Origin of the sequence: Nostoc sp. (assembly GCF_036919815.1) — a bacterium.
Lineage (GTDB): Bacteria > Cyanobacteriota > Cyanobacteriia > Cyanobacteriales > Nostocaceae > Nostoc.
Genome location: NZ_JBALCE010000094.1, coordinates 107,707 through 126,237 on the forward strand (window position 1 = coordinate 107,707; position 18,531 = coordinate 126,237).

General features: G+C 41.4%; 13 protein-coding genes. 7 read left to right on the forward strand and 6 right to left on the reverse strand.

The genetic code is table 11. The features are described from left to right. The first annotated feature begins 334 nt into the window (after positions 1-334). A complete protein-coding gene (locus tag V7K15_RS22630; RefSeq protein WP_334908966.1) occupies positions 335-2,557 on the forward strand; it encodes a hypothetical protein in 2,223 nt (740 codons plus the stop codon). Positions 2,558-2,729: 172 nt separating this feature from the next. Beyond that, positions 2,730-3,593, forward strand: coding sequence for an Rpn family recombination-promoting nuclease/putative transposase (locus V7K15_RS22635; RefSeq protein WP_334908968.1), 864 nt, complete (start codon positions 2,730-2,732; stop codon positions 3,591-3,593). Here the strand turns inward: V7K15_RS22635 and V7K15_RS22640 are convergent. Continuing rightward, the gene (locus V7K15_RS22640) at positions 3,590-4,468 is read right to left on the reverse strand and encodes an aspartoacylase (RefSeq protein WP_334908970.1); all 879 of its coding nucleotides are present in this window, start codon (positions 4,466-4,468) and stop codon (positions 3,590-3,592) included. The genes V7K15_RS22635 and V7K15_RS22640 overlap by 4 nt on opposite strands. A 221-nt stretch (positions 4,469-4,689) precedes the next feature. On the opposite strand from V7K15_RS22640, the gene V7K15_RS22645 reads away from it, so the two are divergent. Continuing rightward, positions 4,690-5,937, forward strand: a complete 1,248-nt coding sequence (locus tag V7K15_RS22645; RefSeq protein ID WP_442949712.1) for an AGE family epimerase/isomerase — start codon at positions 4,690-4,692, stop codon at positions 5,935-5,937. A 481-nt stretch (positions 5,938-6,418) separates the two neighbouring features. Continuing rightward, positions 6,419-7,006 carry a Uma2 family endonuclease gene (locus V7K15_RS22650; RefSeq protein ID WP_334908974.1) on the forward strand — a complete coding sequence of 196 codons (588 nt, stop codon included), beginning with the start codon at positions 6,419-6,421 and terminating at the stop codon, positions 7,004-7,006. Between the two features lie 281 nt (positions 7,007-7,287). On the opposite strand, the gene V7K15_RS22655 is transcribed toward V7K15_RS22650, so the two are convergent. From V7K15_RS22655 to fni, 3 genes are all read right to left on the reverse strand, one after another. Next, complete coding sequence (locus tag V7K15_RS22655) at positions 7,288-9,768, reverse strand: dynamin-like GTPase family protein (RefSeq protein WP_334908976.1); 2,481 nt, start codon at positions 9,766-9,768, stop codon at positions 7,288-7,290. A 563-nt stretch (positions 9,769-10,331) separates the two neighbouring features. Then, positions 10,332-12,167 carry a signal peptide peptidase SppA gene (gene sppA / locus V7K15_RS22660; protein WP_334908978.1) on the reverse strand — a complete coding sequence of 612 codons (1,836 nt, stop codon included), beginning with the start codon at positions 12,165-12,167 and terminating at the stop codon, positions 10,332-10,334. Positions 12,168-12,264: 97 nt separating this feature from the next. After that, on the reverse strand, positions 12,265-13,314 hold the full coding sequence (fni, locus tag V7K15_RS22665) for a type 2 isopentenyl-diphosphate Delta-isomerase (RefSeq protein ID WP_334908980.1): 1,050 nt from the start codon (positions 13,312-13,314) through the stop codon (positions 12,265-12,267). Between the two features lie 269 nt (positions 13,315-13,583). Between fni and V7K15_RS22670 the strand changes: the two genes are divergently transcribed. Further along, positions 13,584-14,171 (forward strand): Uma2 family endonuclease, encoded by a 588-nt coding sequence (locus V7K15_RS22670; protein WP_334908982.1) that lies wholly within the window; start codon positions 13,584-13,586, stop codon positions 14,169-14,171. A 74-nt stretch (positions 14,172-14,245) separates the two neighbouring features. On the opposite strand, the gene V7K15_RS22675 is transcribed toward V7K15_RS22670, so the two are convergent. Then, the gene (locus V7K15_RS22675; RefSeq protein WP_334908985.1) at positions 14,246-14,638 is read right to left on the reverse strand and encodes a hypothetical protein; all 393 of its coding nucleotides are present in this window, start codon (positions 14,636-14,638) and stop codon (positions 14,246-14,248) included. 199 nt (positions 14,639-14,837) lie between these two features. Here V7K15_RS22675 and V7K15_RS22680 point away from each other — a divergent pair, with 199 nt between their 5' ends. Further along, a complete protein-coding gene (locus V7K15_RS22680) occupies positions 14,838-15,113 on the forward strand; it encodes a hypothetical protein (protein ID WP_334908987.1) in 276 nt (91 codons plus the stop codon). Positions 15,114-15,247: 134 nt separating this feature from the next. Here the strand turns inward: V7K15_RS22680 and V7K15_RS22685 are convergent, their stop codons facing one another. After that, on the reverse strand, positions 15,248-15,484 hold the full coding sequence (locus tag V7K15_RS22685) for a hypothetical protein (RefSeq protein WP_334908989.1): 237 nt from the start codon (positions 15,482-15,484) through the stop codon (positions 15,248-15,250). Between the two features lie 160 nt (positions 15,485-15,644). Here V7K15_RS22685 and V7K15_RS22690 point away from each other — a divergent pair. Continuing rightward, positions 15,645-18,531: HEAT repeat domain-containing protein (locus tag V7K15_RS22690; RefSeq protein WP_334908991.1), on the forward strand; the 2,887-nt coding region annotated here is incomplete at its 3' end.

Below are 18,531 nucleotides of genomic sequence, written 5' to 3' on the forward strand. Positions count from 1 at the left end.
TCAATCAACGAAGGTGAATGCTAGACAGGAAAAGGAGGAAGCCACTATAAATCAATAGATCGTGTATTGATTTTTACTATTTTTGCTTTGGAGAAAGTAAATATTAATACATAAAGCAATAGTTTTTTAAGATATTAGCTGAACTTTTAAATAACCATGTGATTTTTATAAAGGTTATGTAAATATAATTTTTTAAATCTCAATTAATTGCTATTTATATATCAGATGTTGTCCTACCACATAAATTGGATCTTATCCAGTCAAAAATACTTCTATTCTGTGCGGATTTTCTAAACAATGATTGTATATAAATAATTAAAAGCTTAAAACTTATATGACAAATAAATTACTGACGCAGTTAGGAAAACTCGGTCACAAGTTCAATCAGCCCATCAAAAAATTATCTAAGACTAGGTATTTACAAAGAAGTAAAACTTTCAACTTTTTACTCAGTCTGACTGTTGGAATCATTGTTACTACTCTTGGAATTACAACAGACTGGGCGACAACTGGAACATCCACGCTTACCTATAAAACATCGTGGATAGGTAATACTTTTGGCAGTGGAAATCTGCGGGTACAAAACAATATTGAGGCAATGTATGTTGCCCCTGATGGCACAGTTTATACCAACAGCCATTGGGATGAAGCGGGAATGGAGGCAGGAATATATAAGGATGGTAAGGTTATTAGTGCCCTTGGAGATACTCACGGCTGGAGTCGTGGCGGTGGCAAAGCGGTAACAGCAAATAGTAAATATGTTTACATTGCCATGACTCAAGGTTCAAGGGGCAAAACAAACGAAGATTACCCACCTGAAGGAACAACTTGGTATTCCGTTAGACGTTATGACTTGTCAGGAAAACCTGCGCCGTTTCCAAATGGGCGTGGCTGGGATAAAAGTATGTTGATTACCAGTACTAAAAGCGAAGTCACTGGATTAGCAACTGTGGAAAGCGAGTTGTATGTGAGTGATTTTGCTGCTAACCGCATTCGTGTCTATGATACTGATACGATGAAGGAACTCCGCAACTTTACTGTTGCTAATCCGGGAGCAATAACTATTGATCCACAAAAAAATCTGTGGATTATTCAAAGCAAAAATGGTGGTAATCCTGCAAAGATTATACATTATTCCCAGAGTGGAAAGCAATTATCCCAACAGATTGCAGATATCGTCGAACCAACTGCGATCGCAATTGATCATCAAGGTAGGCTGTTAGTGGCAGAAAATGGCCCACGTCAGCAAATGTTGATTTATGACATCAAAAGCCAGCCGGTGCAGGTGGGTAGTTTCGGCAGTAAGGGCGGTATCTATGCAGGAGTTCCTGGAGAAGTTCGAGATTTGAAACTTTATGGACTTACTGGAGTCGGTACAGATGCTTCAGGTAATATCTATATAAATAGTAATGGTTTCAACAAATCAGGAACAGATTTGCGAAAATTTTCACCATCGGGAAAACAACTGTGGCGATCGCTAGGATTGATATTCGTCGATAATGCAGATGCTGATCCTAAAACTGATGGCATCGATTTATTCACCAAACAAGAACACTATCTGATCAACTACAGTAAGCCTGCTGGTAAGCAATGGACTTACAAAGGCTACACTTTAAATGCTTTCAAATATCCTCAAGATCCACGTCTGCATACATCGCCAGATGCAACCTTTGTTCGCCGCATCCAAGGGAAGCCCTTTTTATTTCTCACAGATATGTATAGCAGCTTTCTGCAAATATATCGTTTTAATCCAGCCACAGATGGCCAAGTTGCCATCCCAGCCGGAATGTTTGTCGGTAGCAATGGCGCAGATAAAAAATTTCTCACCGGAAATTGGCCACCGCATCAACCAGAAAAAGGGGAGTGGATCTGGCGCGATCGCAACGGTAATGGCAGATTTGAAAAGAACGAATATGATACCAGCAAAGATTATCCCTATCTCGGCGGCTGGTGGGTAGACAGCAAAGGAGATGTTTGGAAAGCTTTGCGAACACCAGATGGTACTGCTATCCGACACTATCCTTTACAGGGAATAGATTCTAAAGGCAACCCCATCTACAGCTATAGTTCGATGGAAAAGCAAACTACTCCCAGCATATTTAATGACTTGCGGCGGCTCGAATATTTCCCCCAAACAGATACCATGTATTTGTCAGGCTTCACAGTAGATCACCCCGCCTTCGGCGACGATACAGGAGTTGCTGGATCTGAGATTGCCCGTTTTGACAATTGGAGTCAAGGAAATCGGACTCCCCGGTGGCGAATTGTGATTCCCTACGACAGCACCGGCAAACGCGAAGTTTCCACAGCTGCAATCAGTGTGGCAAAAGATTATGTCTTCACCGTGACAGTTAAAACCGCAGAGGTATATGTCTACAATGCAAAGACGGGAGTGCAAGTACAACAGTTAAAACCAGGCCCAGAAGTTGGAAGTGAAAGTGGCTGGATTGATATACCCTACGGCATCCGGACTTTTCGTCGTTCAAATGGCGAGTATCTGGTATTTGTGGAAGAGAATTGGAAAGGAAAGGTGATTATGTATCGGCTAGGAGGGTGAGTATTTACAGCAATTACGATATGACACAGCCTTGACTCTAAGCTTAACCAAGCCGCAGATCCCCGACTTCTTAGAGAAGTCGGGGATCTTGTTTCTGCGCGTTTGATTCAGGATTGCTATATATACAATATGTGATTAAATGTATTGCAGATTTAATAAAATAAAATGCTCCATGCGTCGAGACTCAATTTTTTACAAACTGTTTCAACAATCCCCCACTCTTTTATTTGAACTATTGACAAACCCTCCAAAAAATGCAGATGCTTATCGATTTGATTCGGTAGCTGTCAAGGAACCCAAATTTGAAATTGACGGGGTATTTCTCCCACCAGAAAGCGAGACTCCTGGGGTTGTATATTTTTGTGAGGTACAGTTTCAGAAGGATGAACAGCTTTATGAAAGAGTATTTGCTGAATCTTCACTATATTTCTACCGCAACCGCGCCAGATTTAACGACTGGCAAGCAGTTATAATTTATCCATCTCGCAATACCGAACAAAGTAACATTTACCCTCATCGGGGATTTCTCAATAGTAACCAAGTGCATTGGGTATATTTGGATGAATTGGGGAATATTCGCCAATTACCTTTATGGGTAGCGTTGATGGTACTGACTACACTTGAGCAAAGCCAAGCACCAGAAGAAGCCAAGTATTTGTTAACCAGAACTAGTCAAGAAGTGCCATTAGCAGCGAGTCGCGCCATAATAGAAATGGTAACGACGATAATGATGTATAGGTTTGAACAATTAAGCAGAACGGAGGTTGAATCTATGCTGGGAATAACACTACAGCAAACACGAGTTTACCAAGAAATTAAGCAAGAAGGGAGAGAAGAAGGGCGAGAAGAAGGACGAGAAGCGATGGCTAATGCTATTTCCCGACTATTGACTAAGCGGCTTGGAGAACTGTCTGAGGAAATGCGCTCCTCCATTTCTGGTTTACCTTTGGCTGCTCTGGGAGATTTGAGCGATGCATTGCTTGATTTTACTACCTTAGCTGATTTGCAATCTTGGTTACAAGGGCGAATAAATTAAACTACCTCTTGGTGCTTTTGAGTTAAATACATCGCAATTCCTTTCTCGTAGTAAGCTGCTTCATTAATAAAAATAGGATAAACAGTAGACGCTCCCTCATAGAAAATATCTTTTCCTTCAAAAGTCAGAAACATTGGATCACCGGGATTCAGAGGTTGATAATCTCTAAACTGAAGCTGGGGATGAATCATGGCTTCAATCTCCCCGCTATGGCTTCTAGGATAATCGATAGTCCCAATGTATTTATAGAGTGTAAGGGTGCTGTTTATCTGCGGAATATTACCTTGGTTGCACCCTTCAAAATAGTCTAAAATTGCATAAATAAGCTGCTCTGTTTGATGAAATAATTCGGCGTTTAAAATATTCTGAGCCACAGCACCAACTTCTATAACAAAACCCAATTCGCACAAAGAACGGAGAAAACCACCTTCTCTAGATTCTTGATTAACAAAAATTTTTACCATCGGATTGATAGAACTTAAATAAGCGCCTAACCGAAGTAAGAAAGGATGCAGATCAGAAAAAATCAGACTTAATCCCATGTTGGCAGTTGTGCTGTGTAAATCAACAATTACATCCACAAAGGGCTGATTTTGCGGTTGCAATATCTGTAGAATTGCTTTTGCCCGCGTATCTTCATAACTTGAGAGTTGGGGATTTTGTAAGCCTTGATTAGTGAAGCAACGATTTAAATCCTTGTCAATGTATCGTTTACCTGCTTCAATAGCTTTGAGATTGCCAAGTAATGCCAGAGTTTCAAAACTTGCTCTATTGATTAAATTAGGATGCTGCTGAAACATTTTGACTAAATGTACTCCTGTTAACTCATTTCCGTGGTTTCCTCCAACGATCGCAACCCGTTCAATCTGACTCATAACAACCTCATATCTAAAAAAGTTATAGATGGACACTATCACGCCCACCCTACGGTTATTGAGAATAATGCAAGATACAAGATAGAAGTATACCTGCTGCTGACTATATCTTGTAAAAAACTGACGTGATGTCTACGACGGGCTACGCCTACGCTCCAAGTTCGAGCCAAAATGTGATAACTGTTAAGCTGTTGGTTTTAGCAGAAAAGGGGAGGAAATTTATGGAGTATAATTTTCAAGCGATGCCAAAGGTCGTCACTGAGCCAACTCGTTGGCGTAGCCTCTCGCAGAGAAGTGCGGGCTACGCCTACGCTGAACTTTACAAAAACGCCCTCCTCAACGACGTACTCCCATTTTGGGAAAAACACTCTCTCGACTGGCAGCAAGGCGGCTATTTTACCTGTCTCGATCGCCAGGGAAAAATTTATGATACAGACAAATTCATCTGGCTGCAAAACCGCCAGGTGTGGACTTTTTCGATGCTTTACAATCAGCTAGAAAAACGCGAAAACTGGCTAAAAATTGCCAGCAATGGCGCTAATTTTCTCGCCCAACATGGCAGAGATAGTAATGGTAATTGGTACTTTGCCCTTACCCGTGAAGGGAAACCACTGGTTCAGCCTTACAATATCTTTTCTGATTGCTTTGCGGCAATGGCATTTAGTCAATATGCACTCGCTGGGGGCGAAGAATGGGCAAAGGATGTGGCAATACAGGCTTACAACAACGTTTTACGCCGCAAGGACAACCCCAAGGGCAAATATAATAAAACTTATCCCGGCACACGCCCCATGAAATCATTGGCTGTACCGATGATTTTAGCCAACTTGACTTTAGAAATGGAATGGTTACTGCCAAAAGAAACATTAGAGAATGTTTTAGCTGAGACAGTCCGCGAAGTGATGACCGATTTTCTCGACGAAGAACGTGGACTAATGTACGAAAACGTTGCCCCTGACGGTTCCCACATTGATTGTTTTGAGGGACGGCTGATTAATCCCGGTCACGGTATTGAAGCTATGTGGTTTATTATGGATATCGCCCGTCGCCAAAAAGATACTAAAACTATTAACCAAGCCGTTGACGTAGTGCTAAATATCCTGAATTTTGCTTGGGATAGGGAGTATGGTGGATTGTATTACTTTATGGATGCAGACGGTCATCCCCCACAACAATTGGAATGGGATCAAAAGCTGTGGTGGGTTCACCTAGAATCTATGGTTGCATTAGCGATGGGCTATCGCTTGACAGGGCGTGAGGTGTGTTGGGAATGGTATCAAAAGATGCATGATTACGCTTGGTCTCACTTTGCTGATTCCGAGTACGGTGAGTGGTTCGGCTATCTAAATCGGCGTGGGGAAGTATTGTTGAACCTTAAAGGTGGCAAATGGAAAGGGTGTTTTCACGTCCCGCGTGCATTGTATCTATGTTGGCAGCAATTTGAGGCGATCGCTACTCCTTTGCAATAGACTTGTTGCAAAAATTCATCTTCATAACCACAACTTAAGCTGTGCTAACGACAGCTTTAAGATTACTTATGAATGGTGACATTGTGATAACGACAGCTTCCGCATTCATAATCACAACTAAAGCTGTGGTAAGGACAGCTTTAAGTTTACTTATAAATGGTGACATTGTGGTAACGACACCTTCAGCATTCATAACCACAGCTTTAACGTTACTTATGAATGCTTCAGTTGTGGTAACGACAGCTTAAGTTATTGCGATTCCCTTCTCTACGAGACGCTGCACGTAGCTTGCTTCCACGTTAGCGGAGCGTCTCGTAGAGAAGTGGTACGGCGCCGGCTCAGGGTAAGACCTGCGGTGGTCACTGAGCCTCTTGTACTGAGCGCAGTCGAAGTATGCCGAAGTGCGGTAAATAACGCAGTCAGTTTAATTTCTGTTAATGTACAAGTAAAAGTAGAATCAGTGCCATTAGAAGGATTTCTCATGAATGCTGTGATACCTAAGCGATTTACGATCGCTGAATACCATAGATTGATTGAACTTGGATTTCTGACAGAGGCCAATCATATTGAATTAATTCGAGGAGAACTGATTCAAATGACAGCAAAAGGAACACCTCATACAGTTTGTAGTTCTATCCTATGCCGTCAATTGGATCGGCTTTTAGGTGATCAAGCAGTCATCCGTGGACAAGATCCTATTACCCTTGCTAATCAAAGTGAGCCTGAACCGGATGTTGTCATTGCACAAGGAAGAGATGAAGATTATCTGGTTCATTATCCCTATCCTGAAGATATTTTGTTAGTGATTGAAATTTCGGATAAAACTATAGATTACGATCAAACAACCAAACTGTCATTGTATGCAGAAGCCGGAATTTCTCATTACTGGATTGTGAATTTGCCAGATCGTCAACTTGAGCGACACAGCCAACCGTATCAAAATGCTCAAAGCAAGTTTAGCTATCTCAGCAAGCAGATTTCTCTATCTAACCAGTCAGTAACCATTCCTGGATTTGAAAATGCCTTATTAGACTTGAGTCGGTTGTTTCCAGAGGGTGCTAGTGAATAATTTTGTGAGTGCGATCGCCTAAATAAGTGTTGTAATTAAGTAGGTGCAAAGAATTAGAAGATAGTGTAGAGTGTGTTACAGCTTCCGTAACGCACCGAAAATCGGAAATGGTGTGTTAGAGGATGTTTTAAAAGTCCTCTTCCCGGTAACAAAACGTTTTAGATCCCCCTAAATCCCCTTTAAAAAGGGGGACTTTGATTCCGGTTCCCCCCTTTTTAAAAGGGGCTAGGGGGGATCAATAAGTGCCTAAAATCACAGTAAATTACGGGTATTACACTATACTAAACCTTTGCTACCTCATCAACTAACCTATCTGAAATCACAAATCCATTAGTAGCAAATTTGCCATTAGTGTCTAATGAATCAGGGTTAGCAGATATCAAGTCTGCATTACCAATTTCAGGCAAAAGATGGTCATATAATTGCATCCCCTGTAAACAACCATTGATACTAGAAACTGCTGAATTATATGTTTCCATATTTTCTTCAATAACATTCAATAATCGGCGATTATTCGCAATTTTTTCTTCAGCTTCTTGTTCCAATGTTTTCTCTAAATAAGCACGCGCCTGCGGGTATTGCTGCAAAATTTCATCTGCTTGCTGTTCTGCCATTGGTAACAACTGAGTTTTCAGCGTTTGGTTAATAGTTTGACGGTAAGATTTACGAATAGTTTGGGAAACTTTTGGCTCAAAATCTAACTTCAATAACTGCCTAATTGCTGGTTCTGCTTCCACGATACTTTCAGCGTCGTAACCTTGAGAAGTTTGTAACAAAGTCTGGCGAAATTGATATATAGAAAAAGTGCCTTCATCGTAAAATCTCGGACTTTCTCGCACAAAGCGATCGCACTCTACACTAGCTGCACTCATTAATGCTTGAGTAACAACTCTTTCTAAAATTCTGATCTGTTGTTCAATTCCGCCATCATGATCTAATAAACGATACAACTGGCGATAATATTCTGATTTCCGAATCTTTTCAATCAACCTCTGGAAATAATTCGCAACTACTTGCTGAGAAGATTCAATCAAAATATCTTCTAATTGATTTGCTAAGTAATAAAATGCCTCTACTAAAATAGCAATTAAAGGCGCGGTAGCGTTGCGAGGATGGCTGATGGTTGCACGTCGATAAGCATCAGCTACAGAAAAACTATCTAGTAATTCATCTAAACGGCGAATCATTCGTGATTGCAATTGCTTAAAATCTGCTTCAAAAGCATCACAGGAATTATTAATTATATGGTTAACTTCTTCTGTGATATGCTCATTAAATTCTCTACCGATGTGCTGTAGTTGCTGATTTAGGCGTTGCAACTCTTGCGCTTTCATCGCCTCAATTTCTTGAGGCTGACTATCTAAATTACGTTGGACACTCTGATAATGTTTTTTCAGTTTAATACAAACATCTTCCAAGTCATCAGCAAGATTTCTAAACAATTGCGGACGCTTTTCTTCAGCAAGATAGCGAGTAATAGCTGTGCGGAATTCCTCAGTACCACTATCATGAATTAGCTTTTCTATAAGTTCATTTCCCCAATCTCCCAGAATCCGTACATAATTTTGATTTGGGGTTTCAAAGCCGTTAACAGAGACACGGAATTTAGTGGAAGATAGTTTACCGGAATTTACACAGTAGTTGTTAAACGCATAGACAAATTGGGGTGTTTCTTCTTTACCATCTGAACCTTTAATACTTTCTGCAAAAACAGAATCTAAACCAAATCTATCTTGTTGACTTGTCTGTTTAATCTGACTGCCGTAAAAGCCTAATAATCCACTGGTTTTATAAAGCTTGTTTGTATTGCGAAATTGCCCACTAATTAAATCGTCTAATCGTTGCCGTAGTTCGGTATTGTACCAAGTCTCATCGATCCGGTTGAAGATATAGAAAACGCGATCGCGTACTCCCCCATTCTGCCGCATTAATTCCAAAAGTTGTGTTTCTTCTTTTGTCATGTCACCCGCCGCAGCAGGTTTTAGCACACATACCACCGCCGAAGTATCAGGATGTTGAATTTTCGCATAAGTTAGCTGTGCATCTTTTTCTACTGGTGCATCTATCCCAGGTGTGTCAATAATTACATTTCCATCTTGTAACAGAGGATGATTACAGTAATATTCTATGCGCTTCAATACTGCACTATTACTACCACGACGGGCATATCCAGCCGCTTGCTTGAGGTTAGAAAAGTTAAATTGCTCCATTGAATATGTAGCATTATTAACCGTATTGATGCGATCGCGGTTTGCTATATATCCCTCTAGCAATAACATTAACGCCTTCGCCTGTTTTGCACGTTCTGATTTACTCTCACCACCCTCTTGCTGAATAATCGCTTCAGAACCTTGACATAGCAAGTTGATTACATCAGCTTGGTTGATATTAGCTACTGACTTAAATCCTAGCTGCTGGCACAAATAAACTGCTTGTTCCCGAATCTCTGCTTCACTTAAAAAGGTCAAAACAACACGTTCTTTATCTACTTCTGCATACTCGATTTTGCATTCTGTACCTGTAGCGTGTCCCTCTGCACTGTACAGTAATTCTCTCTCCAATAGTGCATTGATTAGCATTGATTTACCGGCACTAAATGCACCCGCAAACACAATCTCAAATTTGGGAGAAATTGCCTTACTTAAAGAAGTTTGTATAGGTGTAATATCTTGGGAACGTAGCGTTGGTTCTTGCTGTAAAAGTTGTAATATCGACTCAACCTGCTCTTTCAAATTTTGGCACTGAAGCGGTAAATCTGACATATTCAGCATCCTGACAATATATATGTATATTTTAGGGATTATTGTTGGGGAGATGGTTCAGTATAATTTCGGAGATATTTTCTGTGGTTGAGTTGGTGGATATCATCTAACCCAATACGCTGAGGTTAAGAAACCTCACCCTGGTTCTGCTACGCAAAACCTGTCCCTCTCCTTATTAAGGCTACAGTGTACACACAAGTCTGAAATAGCTGATTAACCAAGGTTTTACCCCACCCTAACCCTCCTCTTGGAAAGGGGGAGGGAACTAAATTTCCTGTTTCCCACCTTTCTAAGGGGGGTAATTCAATTTGTGTGTACAACACCGTAGTTAGAAAGGGGAGGGAACTAAATTTTTTGTTTCCCACCTTTCTAAGGGGGGATTAAGGGGGTAATTCAATTTGTGTGTACAACACCGTAGTTAGAAAGGGGAGGGAACTAAATTTCCTGTTTCCCACCTTTCTAAGGGGGGATTAAGGGGGGTAATTCGACTTGTGTGTACACCGTAGCCTTACTAAGGAGAGGGATGTCCGTCAGTACAGGGTGAAGTTTTTGTTTTGGGTAATCTACTCAATCTTCAAGTTGAAAGGCAAGCGGGCGTAAACCCCCTGTGGATCGTTCATCTTTTGCAGAATCCCTACTTCTTGTTGCAGTTTCTGGAATTCATCGGTGAGGGGATTGGCTGATTTGAGTTGCGCTGACTCAATCCCTAAAGCAGTCCGCGCTTCTTCTGTTGCACGCCCAAAAAACCGTTCTCCGAAGTTGCTAGTGCGAGGATATTCTTGCACTTCCCAATCTTCTCCTAGTTTCGCCTGGTTGACAGCATAAGCGATCGCAGTATTCAAACCACCTATTTCATCCACCAAACCAATTTCCTTAGCCGCCACACCCGACCAAACCCGTCCTTGGGCAATTTCTGCCACTTTTTGCTCTGGCAGTTTCCGACCTTGAGAAACTTTATTCAGAAACATATTATAAATGCGGTTAACATTGCGCTGATAAATTACCAACTCTTGAGGCGATTTCGGACGCGAAACTGTTTGACTATCAGCATAGCGTGCAGTTTTCACCGAATCCCAAGTAATGCCATTATCATTCGCCAGCTTTTGCCCATTGAATAACAACCCAAACACCCCAATTGAGCCTGTAATGGTATTTGGTTCTGCAAAAATGCGATTAGAGTCGCTAGCAATCCAATAGCCACCAGAGGCGGCGACATCACCCATTGACACTACAACTGGTTTCGCCTCACGAGTTAATTTTATTTCTCGCTGCATGACTTCGGCTGCGGTAGCACTACCACCAGGACTATTAATTCTTAATACAACAGCCTTCACATCTTTATCTTGTCGTAGTTTGCTAAAGATTTTTGCAAAGCGATCGCCTCCTACTTGTCCATCTACTCCTTTGCCATCGACAATTTCGCCCTCAGCATAAACAACAGCAATTTGATTTTTGGAGTTACGTTCTACACCCAAAGATTTGCCGGAAACTTGGGCGTAACTATTCAGGCTAATTTGTCGAAATGTTTTGTCTTCTTGATCGCTATGTGTCAACTTTTTCAGGTCAGTTACCACTTCATCGAGGTATGCTATTTGATCAACTAAACCGCTACTTTTGGCTTGTGTGGCTTCTAGTCGCGCTTGATTATCTGCGATCGCTTGCAACTGTCCAGGTTCAATTTTCCGACTTGCGCCGACAGTTGTGCGCCACTCTCCCCAAACATCATCCAACAATTTCTGAGTTTGTTCGCGGTTTTCTGGACTCAACTTTGTGAGGATAAACGGTTCAACAGCTCCTTTAAATTTCCCCACCCGCACGACTTGCACACCAATGCCATATTTCTGCAATGCACCCGCGTAGAACATCGGTTCTGAACTCAAACCGTTGACTTCCATTATTCCCAAAGGGTTAACTATAATCGAATCTGCCACTGAACAAAGGTAATATTCCTTTTTACTCCAATCACTGCCATAAGCGACAATCTTTTTCCCAGCAGCGCGAAATTCCTCCAACGCTTTCCGAATTTCTTTCAGGGAAGCATAGCCGATGTTACTAACTTGGCTTGTGCTGCTTGCATCCAGGTAGATCGCAACAATTCGCGGATCGCGCCGCGCCTTTTCCAAAGTTTCCACAACTTTGCGGAGTGCGATTCTGTCGTCATCCACGCCTGATATTGTGTTTTGAAACACTTCACCTGAACTAGGTTCGCTATCAGTAATTTTCATCGACAAGTCAAAAACCAGCACTGACTTATCTTTCACCTTTGGCCCAATATCTTTAGAGGAAGTAGCAGCCAATATCAGCAAGAACAGTCCAGTGGTTCCCAAACCACCGAAAATAATTAGTCCTAGTAAGGTGCCAATTAAACTAGCAAAAGTTTGTTTGAGAAAATTACGCATTAGTTATTAGGTATTAGGTATTGGGAATTGGGCATGGGGCATGGGGCATTGGGCATTGACTAATGACTAATGACTAATGACTAATGACCTACTTAATTTATTCTATGCGCTGTAAACTGCCAGAGTGCTTTAACTGATACAAGGTGGCGTTGCCAGTGCAAAATAAGACTGTGGTGATTTCGGCAATTAATACTTCAGCTAGTTCGGCAACTGCTGTCTCTGATGTTGCTGCTGCTTGCAAGAAAGGCATTGCTAAACCTGCTATATCTGCTCCCAAGGCGATCGCAGCTGCAACATCCAATCCATGACGCAAACCTCCTGAAGCAATTAAGGGCACATTTGGAGCGATCGCTCTAATAGTTGTAATGCACTCTGCCGTCGGTAAACCCCAATCGGCAAAAGTCCTCCCTAAGCGACGTTGTAAAGGATTTTCTGCCCGTTCACTTTCTACTTTTGCCCAAGAAGTACCCCCAGCACCAGCCACATCAATTGCTGCTACCCCAGCAGCGATCAGTTTCTGTGCGATCGCTGCTGAAATGCCGTTACCAACTTCTTTCGCAATCACTGGCACTGGTAGCTTAGAGCATAATTTATAAATCTTGTCAAGTAAACCCCAAAAATTAGTATCACCTTTGGATTGAATGCACTCTTGTAAAGGGTTAATGTGTAAAATTAGGGCATCAGCCTCTAAGATATCAACTACCCGCAAACATTCATCTAAGCCGTACTTATAGTTAAGTTGCACAGCGCCCAAATTTGCAAATAGCAGAACATCGGGGGCATACTTGCGGACAGCAAAAGTATCAGCCACTTCGGGTTTTTCCACCGCTACTCGCTGGGAACCGACACCCATTGCAATTTTGTAGTGTTGCGCGACTTGGGCTAAACGTTGATTAATGATTCCGGCTTGTTCTGTACCGCCAGTCATGGAAGAAATTAACAAGGGTGCGCCCAGGTGTTTTCCCAGGAAAGTTGTACTGAGATCAATATCGTCGTGGTTTAGTTCGGGTAAGCAACAATGGGTGAAGCGATAACGTTCCAGTCCATTGGTGATTTGATCACACTGAACATCTTCCTCTAAGCAGATCCGAATGTGATCGGCTTTGCGATTCTGAGTTTGTGCAGAGATATTGGTAGGGGCGTTCACTGGTGGGTATGGTTAAAAGTGTTTGCTTGCGATCGCTATTGTTACATTGTCTGCAACCATCTTTTTACAACAAAACTATTTATTTTAGCTATCTTTCGGGTACGTTATACCATTTATGTTTGAAGATGCGCCCATAATACTGATACAAAACTACAGGCTGTAGGGGCAATTCATGAATTGCCCCTACGTGAATAAAGCGCAGGCTCATATAGAATTGGTATTACACTATTGATAACAGAATCATTCCGCCATTTTGTGAGTTAATTAATATGGTTTTACAAACAGAAAAGCGCTACTACACCCTAGAAGAATATTTGGAATTAGAAGAGAAGGGTGAATATAAAAATGAATACAAAGACGGAGAAATTATATCTATGACAGGGGGAACAACTAACCACAACAAGATTGCACTCAATTTTTGTAGAAAATTTCCCCTGACAGTACAAGGTCAAGCTTATGACATATATATGGCTGATGTTAAAGTATCGATACCCCGTTATCGCCTTTATACTTATCCTGATGTTATAGTCATCAAAGGTAAGCCTATTTATGACGGAACAGGCACAACAACTATTACTAATCCCTTGTTAATTGTTGAAGTATTATCAAATTCAACTAAAAATTATGACAAAACAGATAATTTTAAATATTATCGTTCTATTCCTGGTTTTCAGGAATATATTTTGATTGACCAGTATAGTTTTGCTGTAGAACAATTTGCAAAGCAAGCAGAAAGTCAATGGATTTTTAAAGAATATGAAGGTGAAGAGGCAGTTTTAGTTCTAGACTCTATCGATTTTCAAATTACGTTGCGTGAAATTTATGAACGGGTTGATTTTGAGTTGATTGAGGAATAAAGCGACAATGAGACAAGCGTGATCGCAAAGCAATAGGCATCACTCACGATATAATGATGCCTACTTGTTGCTTGTTACGCCGTCTGTGTAGAGGACGCTTTTGAGTCTGCGGTGGATTTTAACCGGGTGATAGTGGCTTTACGGATGCGATCGCTTTTGCGTACTCCGCCCGTCATTTCGTATTCCCGGCTGTCTTTGCCATACTTCAACGCTACACCACTGACTAAGCGTTCTGAAGTTTCCCGAATGGTTTTTTCAAGAGTTTCTATTTCTGCCTTTGCGGAGTCAAGAGCGGTTAGCATCATATTATAATTGTCAATTTCGTTGCGGAGTTGCCCGGTTAACTGGGTTAAATGGTTTAAACTGATGGAATCACCAAAATCGAGGTTGGAATTAATTGATTTAAATCCGATTACTTTCTCTTCGGTTTTTTCTAGCACGGGAGAGCTTCTCTTTTTGCGTGTCATTAATGCAAACTTTTTACTAAACTTTATCTTTCTAGAGTGTCTTAAAGTGACAATATAGTGGTTCAGTAAATCTTGCAAAAAACATATTTTTTCTAATAAGATTGAATTGCTAGCTCAGTAATTATAGCGTTTCCTAATCACATAACATACATCATAGCCCCCTCTTCGCTTGCGGGGAGGGGGTTGGGGGTGGGGTTCTTTGCTAGACAACAAATCGTTGAGAACGGACTTGTGTTCTGAACCAAAAGACTTGTATTCTGAACCAACAGACTTGTGTTCTGAACCAACAGACTTGTGTTCTGAACCAACAGACTTGTGTTCTGAACCAACAGACTTGTTTTCTGAACCAACAGACTTGTTTTCTGAACCAACAGACTTGTTTTCTGAACCAACAGACTTGTGTTCTGAACCAACAGACTTGTGTTCTGAACCAACAGACTTGTTTTCTGAACTAACATATAAAACTCATATTTGAATTTTGAAATATACCTAGTAGCTTGTCAGACTCATTTTGACGGTTAAAGAGAGACGCGATAAATCGCCGTCTCTACAAGGAACTGATTATTGTAAAAACGGCGATTTATTGGGTTTTTGTGATATTATTTATCCTCAGAACGGCAATGTTTTGGTAACAGGCTCTTTTTCTTGGAAACTGCTGGCTTGTTTCAGCACTGGAATACACTGGTTAATCATCCAGATTAAAACCTCAATTGGTGAGTCTCCTTGCTGAAGGCGGTTTTCGGCATTTACGCCAATTAATATTGTTTGCAGAATTAGCAAGAAAGCGTAGGCGTAGCCCGTCGTAGACATCGCTCTTTGACTTGCGTTTTGACCCTTGTTTTTCATTTCGTACCACCTGAATGAGTTGTTGAATACAGCTTCTCTTTGGGGTGGTGAACCTAATCAAGGTGGATAAAATATCGTTAAAATCAGGAATACATGGGTTTGGGGTGGTACATTCAATTAGGGGTAGCCCCAAACTTTTTGGTATTTGTCTTTGACTTTCATGCCTAAAAAGACTTACGGTTCTGAGGTAAAAGTACGGGTGAAGCGCCTTTTAGAGGCTTTGCTTGATTTTGCTAATTGGGAATTTGAAGACAGTTTTAATATTAAGTTCAAGTGGGAAGCAGAAGACAGTGCCAACCCGAAGCTGATAATCGACACAACCCTGGTAGCTTTGGAATACCTGACAGCGAAAGATAAATATTCAGGTAAATTAACCAAACCGCAAATTCGAGAAGCGCTGGATCTGCTAAAAGACTTTTTGAAGATTCTGGAGGACAACCGCACCCAAACCAGGGGTTCTGATACTTGGCACTTCACGCTGAGACTGTGGTCAAAAAATCAGGAAAAGAACCTGAAGCAATTTGAACAGGAATGGGAAACCAACAGACTAGAAAAATCTAAAGCTTTACAGGCAAATTCCCAGAAATCAGACGAGTCTAACTGGCAAAAAACCTGCCGCGCTATGCTGGAAAAGCACAAGCGTCTCACTACAAATGAGTTGCTGTTTGCTGATGATGAGATGAAATTTGAGTTAAAGGAAATTCATGTCCCTTTAGCATTGGTGGAGCGTACCAAACCGAAGATTTGCAGCGAGGATATTTCCGCAGAACAAGGTTCACGACTTTACGAACCGAGTTATAAAGAGAAGCAGCGATTTGAACATGAGGCTTTTTTAGAGCAAATTATCCGTAATGGTGTTGGTAAAACTCAAGGACACCGCATCGCTTTAATTGGGGAACCGGGTGCGGGAAAAACTACTCAGTTGCAAACTATAGCTTTTTGGATATTAGACAATAATCTCGGTTTACCAATTTGGATTTCTTTGGCAGACTTGCAAGGAAAGAGTGTAAAAGATTATCTGCTGCAAAGTTTGCTGGAGGATGCTTTAGAACCAGTAGAAGATGCAACAGAAGAACAGAAAAAGGCTTTTGTAGATTTATTCAAGAATAATCGTGTGTGGTTATTGTTGGATGCAGCAGATGAAATGTCTTCACTCCAGCCATTAACTGAGATTTCCCAGCAGTTGACGGGATGGGTGAAAAATGCGCGGGTTGTGCTGACTTGTCGGATGAATGTTTGGGAAGCAAACGCGGGCGCTTTGGCAGATTTCGAGACATATCGGTTACTCAATTTTGAATATCCGCAACAAGTGCAAGAGTTTATTGAGAAGTGGTTTCAACCTCGGAACCTCACCCCCCAGCCCCCTCTCCTTATTAAGGAGAGGGGGAGTAACAAGGGGGAACAATTATGGAAGGAGTTAAATCAAGCTGAACGTCAGCGCATCCAAGATTTAGTTAAAAATCCTTTGCGGTTAGCGCTGTTGTGTAGCACTTGGCAAGGTTCAGATCGAGGTTTACCTGAAACTAAAGCCGGACTTTATCAGCAGTTTGTGGAAGAGGTTTACAAGTGGAAAGAAAACCGCTTCCCTACCACCGAACAGCAGCAAGAGGAATTAAACGCAGCGTTGGGACGTTTGGCAAAACGGGCAATTGATCAAGAAACGTCACGGTTTAGGCTACGACATAAGCTTGTGCGTGAGGAATTAGGCGATCCAAAACAGGAAAATTCTTTATTTTGGTTAGCGTTAAAGTTGGGATGGCTAAATGAAGTTGGACTAGCTGCAGAATCAGCAACGAAAGAGAAAGTTTACGCTTTTTACCATCCCACATTTGAGGAATATTTTGCAGCGTTGGCGATCGCTGATTGGCACGAGTTTCTGAATCATGTTCCCGACAACCCCGCGCTAGGCGATTATCGCATTTTTGCCCCGCAGTGGAAAGAGGTGATTTTGCTGTGGTTGGGACGTGAAGATGTGGAGACGAAACAGAAAGAAGAGTTTATTCAGGCGTTGATGGAATTTGATGATGGGTGCGGAGAATACAGAGCTATTGATAGAGTCACAAAGGGATTTTATGAGTTTCGCACTTATTTTCTCGCTGCTGCGGGGGTTGATGAGTGGAAAAATTCTTGCAACGCAGATGCTATTGTGGCGGAAATCGTTAAATGGGGCTTTGGTGAGTTTAAGGTTGAACAAAACGATTGGGTAAAATTTCTCTACCCAATTATAGAAAAAGCACAGACAGTACTACCTCAGACAAATCGCATAAAAGCGATTGATGCCTTAATTGAGTTAATTGGCAAATCACAACTGAATAATTTTACGCGAAGGCAAGTAGCATATAGCTTAGGAAAAATTGACCCTGGCAACCAAAAAGCGATTAATATTTTGGTGGAGTTAATTGGCAAACCACGACTGGATGATGGTACCCGATGGCAAGCAGCATATAGCTTAGGAAAAATTGCCTCTGGCAACCAAAAAGCGATTGATGCTTTGGTGGAGTTAATCGGTAATCCACAACTGGATCATGATATCCGAAGGCAAGTGGTATCTAGCTTAGGGCAAATTGACCCTGGCAACCAAAAAGCGATTAATATTTTGGTGGAGTTAATTGGCAAATCACAATTGGATGATGATATCCGATGGCAAGCAGCAGAAAGCTTAGGGCAAATTGGCTCTGGCAAACAAAAAGCGATTGATGCTTTGGTGGAGTTAATCGGCAATCTACAACTGGATTATGATATCCAATGGGAAGCGGTAAAAATCTTAGGGCAAATTGGCTTTGGCAATCAAAAAGCGATTAATGCTTTGGTGGACTTAATCGGCAATCCACAACTGGATGATGATACCCGAAGGCTAGTGGTATCTAGCTTAGGGCAAATTGGTTTTGGCAATCAAAAAGCGATTAATGCTTTGGTGGACTTAATTGGCAAACCACAATTGGATGATGATATCCGATGGCAAGCGGCAGAAAGCTTAAGGCAAATTGACCCTCGCAACCAAAAAGTGATTGATGCTTTGATGCAGTTAATCAGCAAACTACAACTTG

Coding starts and splice junctions, on each gene's coding strand:
- V7K15_RS22635 (WP_334908968.1), top strand. CDS start 2,730: ATGCGTCGAGACTCAATTTTTTACAAACTGTTTCAACAATCCCCCACT.
- V7K15_RS22640 (WP_334908970.1), bottom strand. CDS start 4,468: ATGAGTCAGATTGAACGGGTTGCGATCGTTGGAGGAAACCACGGAAAT.
- V7K15_RS22650 (WP_334908974.1), top strand. CDS start 6,419: ATGAATGCTGTGATACCTAAGCGATTTACGATCGCTGAATACCATAGA.
- V7K15_RS22630 (WP_334908966.1), top strand. CDS start 335: ATGACAAATAAATTACTGACGCAGTTAGGAAAACTCGGTCACAAGTTC.
- V7K15_RS22655 (WP_334908976.1), bottom strand. CDS start 9,768: ATGTCAGATTTACCGCTTCAGTGCCAAAATTTGAAAGAGCAGGTTGAG.
- V7K15_RS22685 (WP_334908989.1), bottom strand. CDS start 15,484: ATGAAAAACAAGGGTCAAAACGCAAGTCAAAGAGCGATGTCTACGACG.
- V7K15_RS22675 (WP_334908985.1), bottom strand. CDS start 14,638: ATGACACGCAAAAAGAGAAGCTCTCCCGTGCTAGAAAAAACCGAAGAG.
- V7K15_RS22670 (WP_334908982.1), top strand. CDS start 13,584: ATGGTTTTACAAACAGAAAAGCGCTACTACACCCTAGAAGAATATTTG.
- V7K15_RS22645 (WP_442949712.1), top strand. CDS start 4,690: ATGGAGTATAATTTTCAAGCGATGCCAAAGGTCGTCACTGAGCCAACT.
- sppA (WP_334908978.1), bottom strand. CDS start 12,167: ATGCGTAATTTTCTCAAACAAACTTTTGCTAGTTTAATTGGCACCTTA.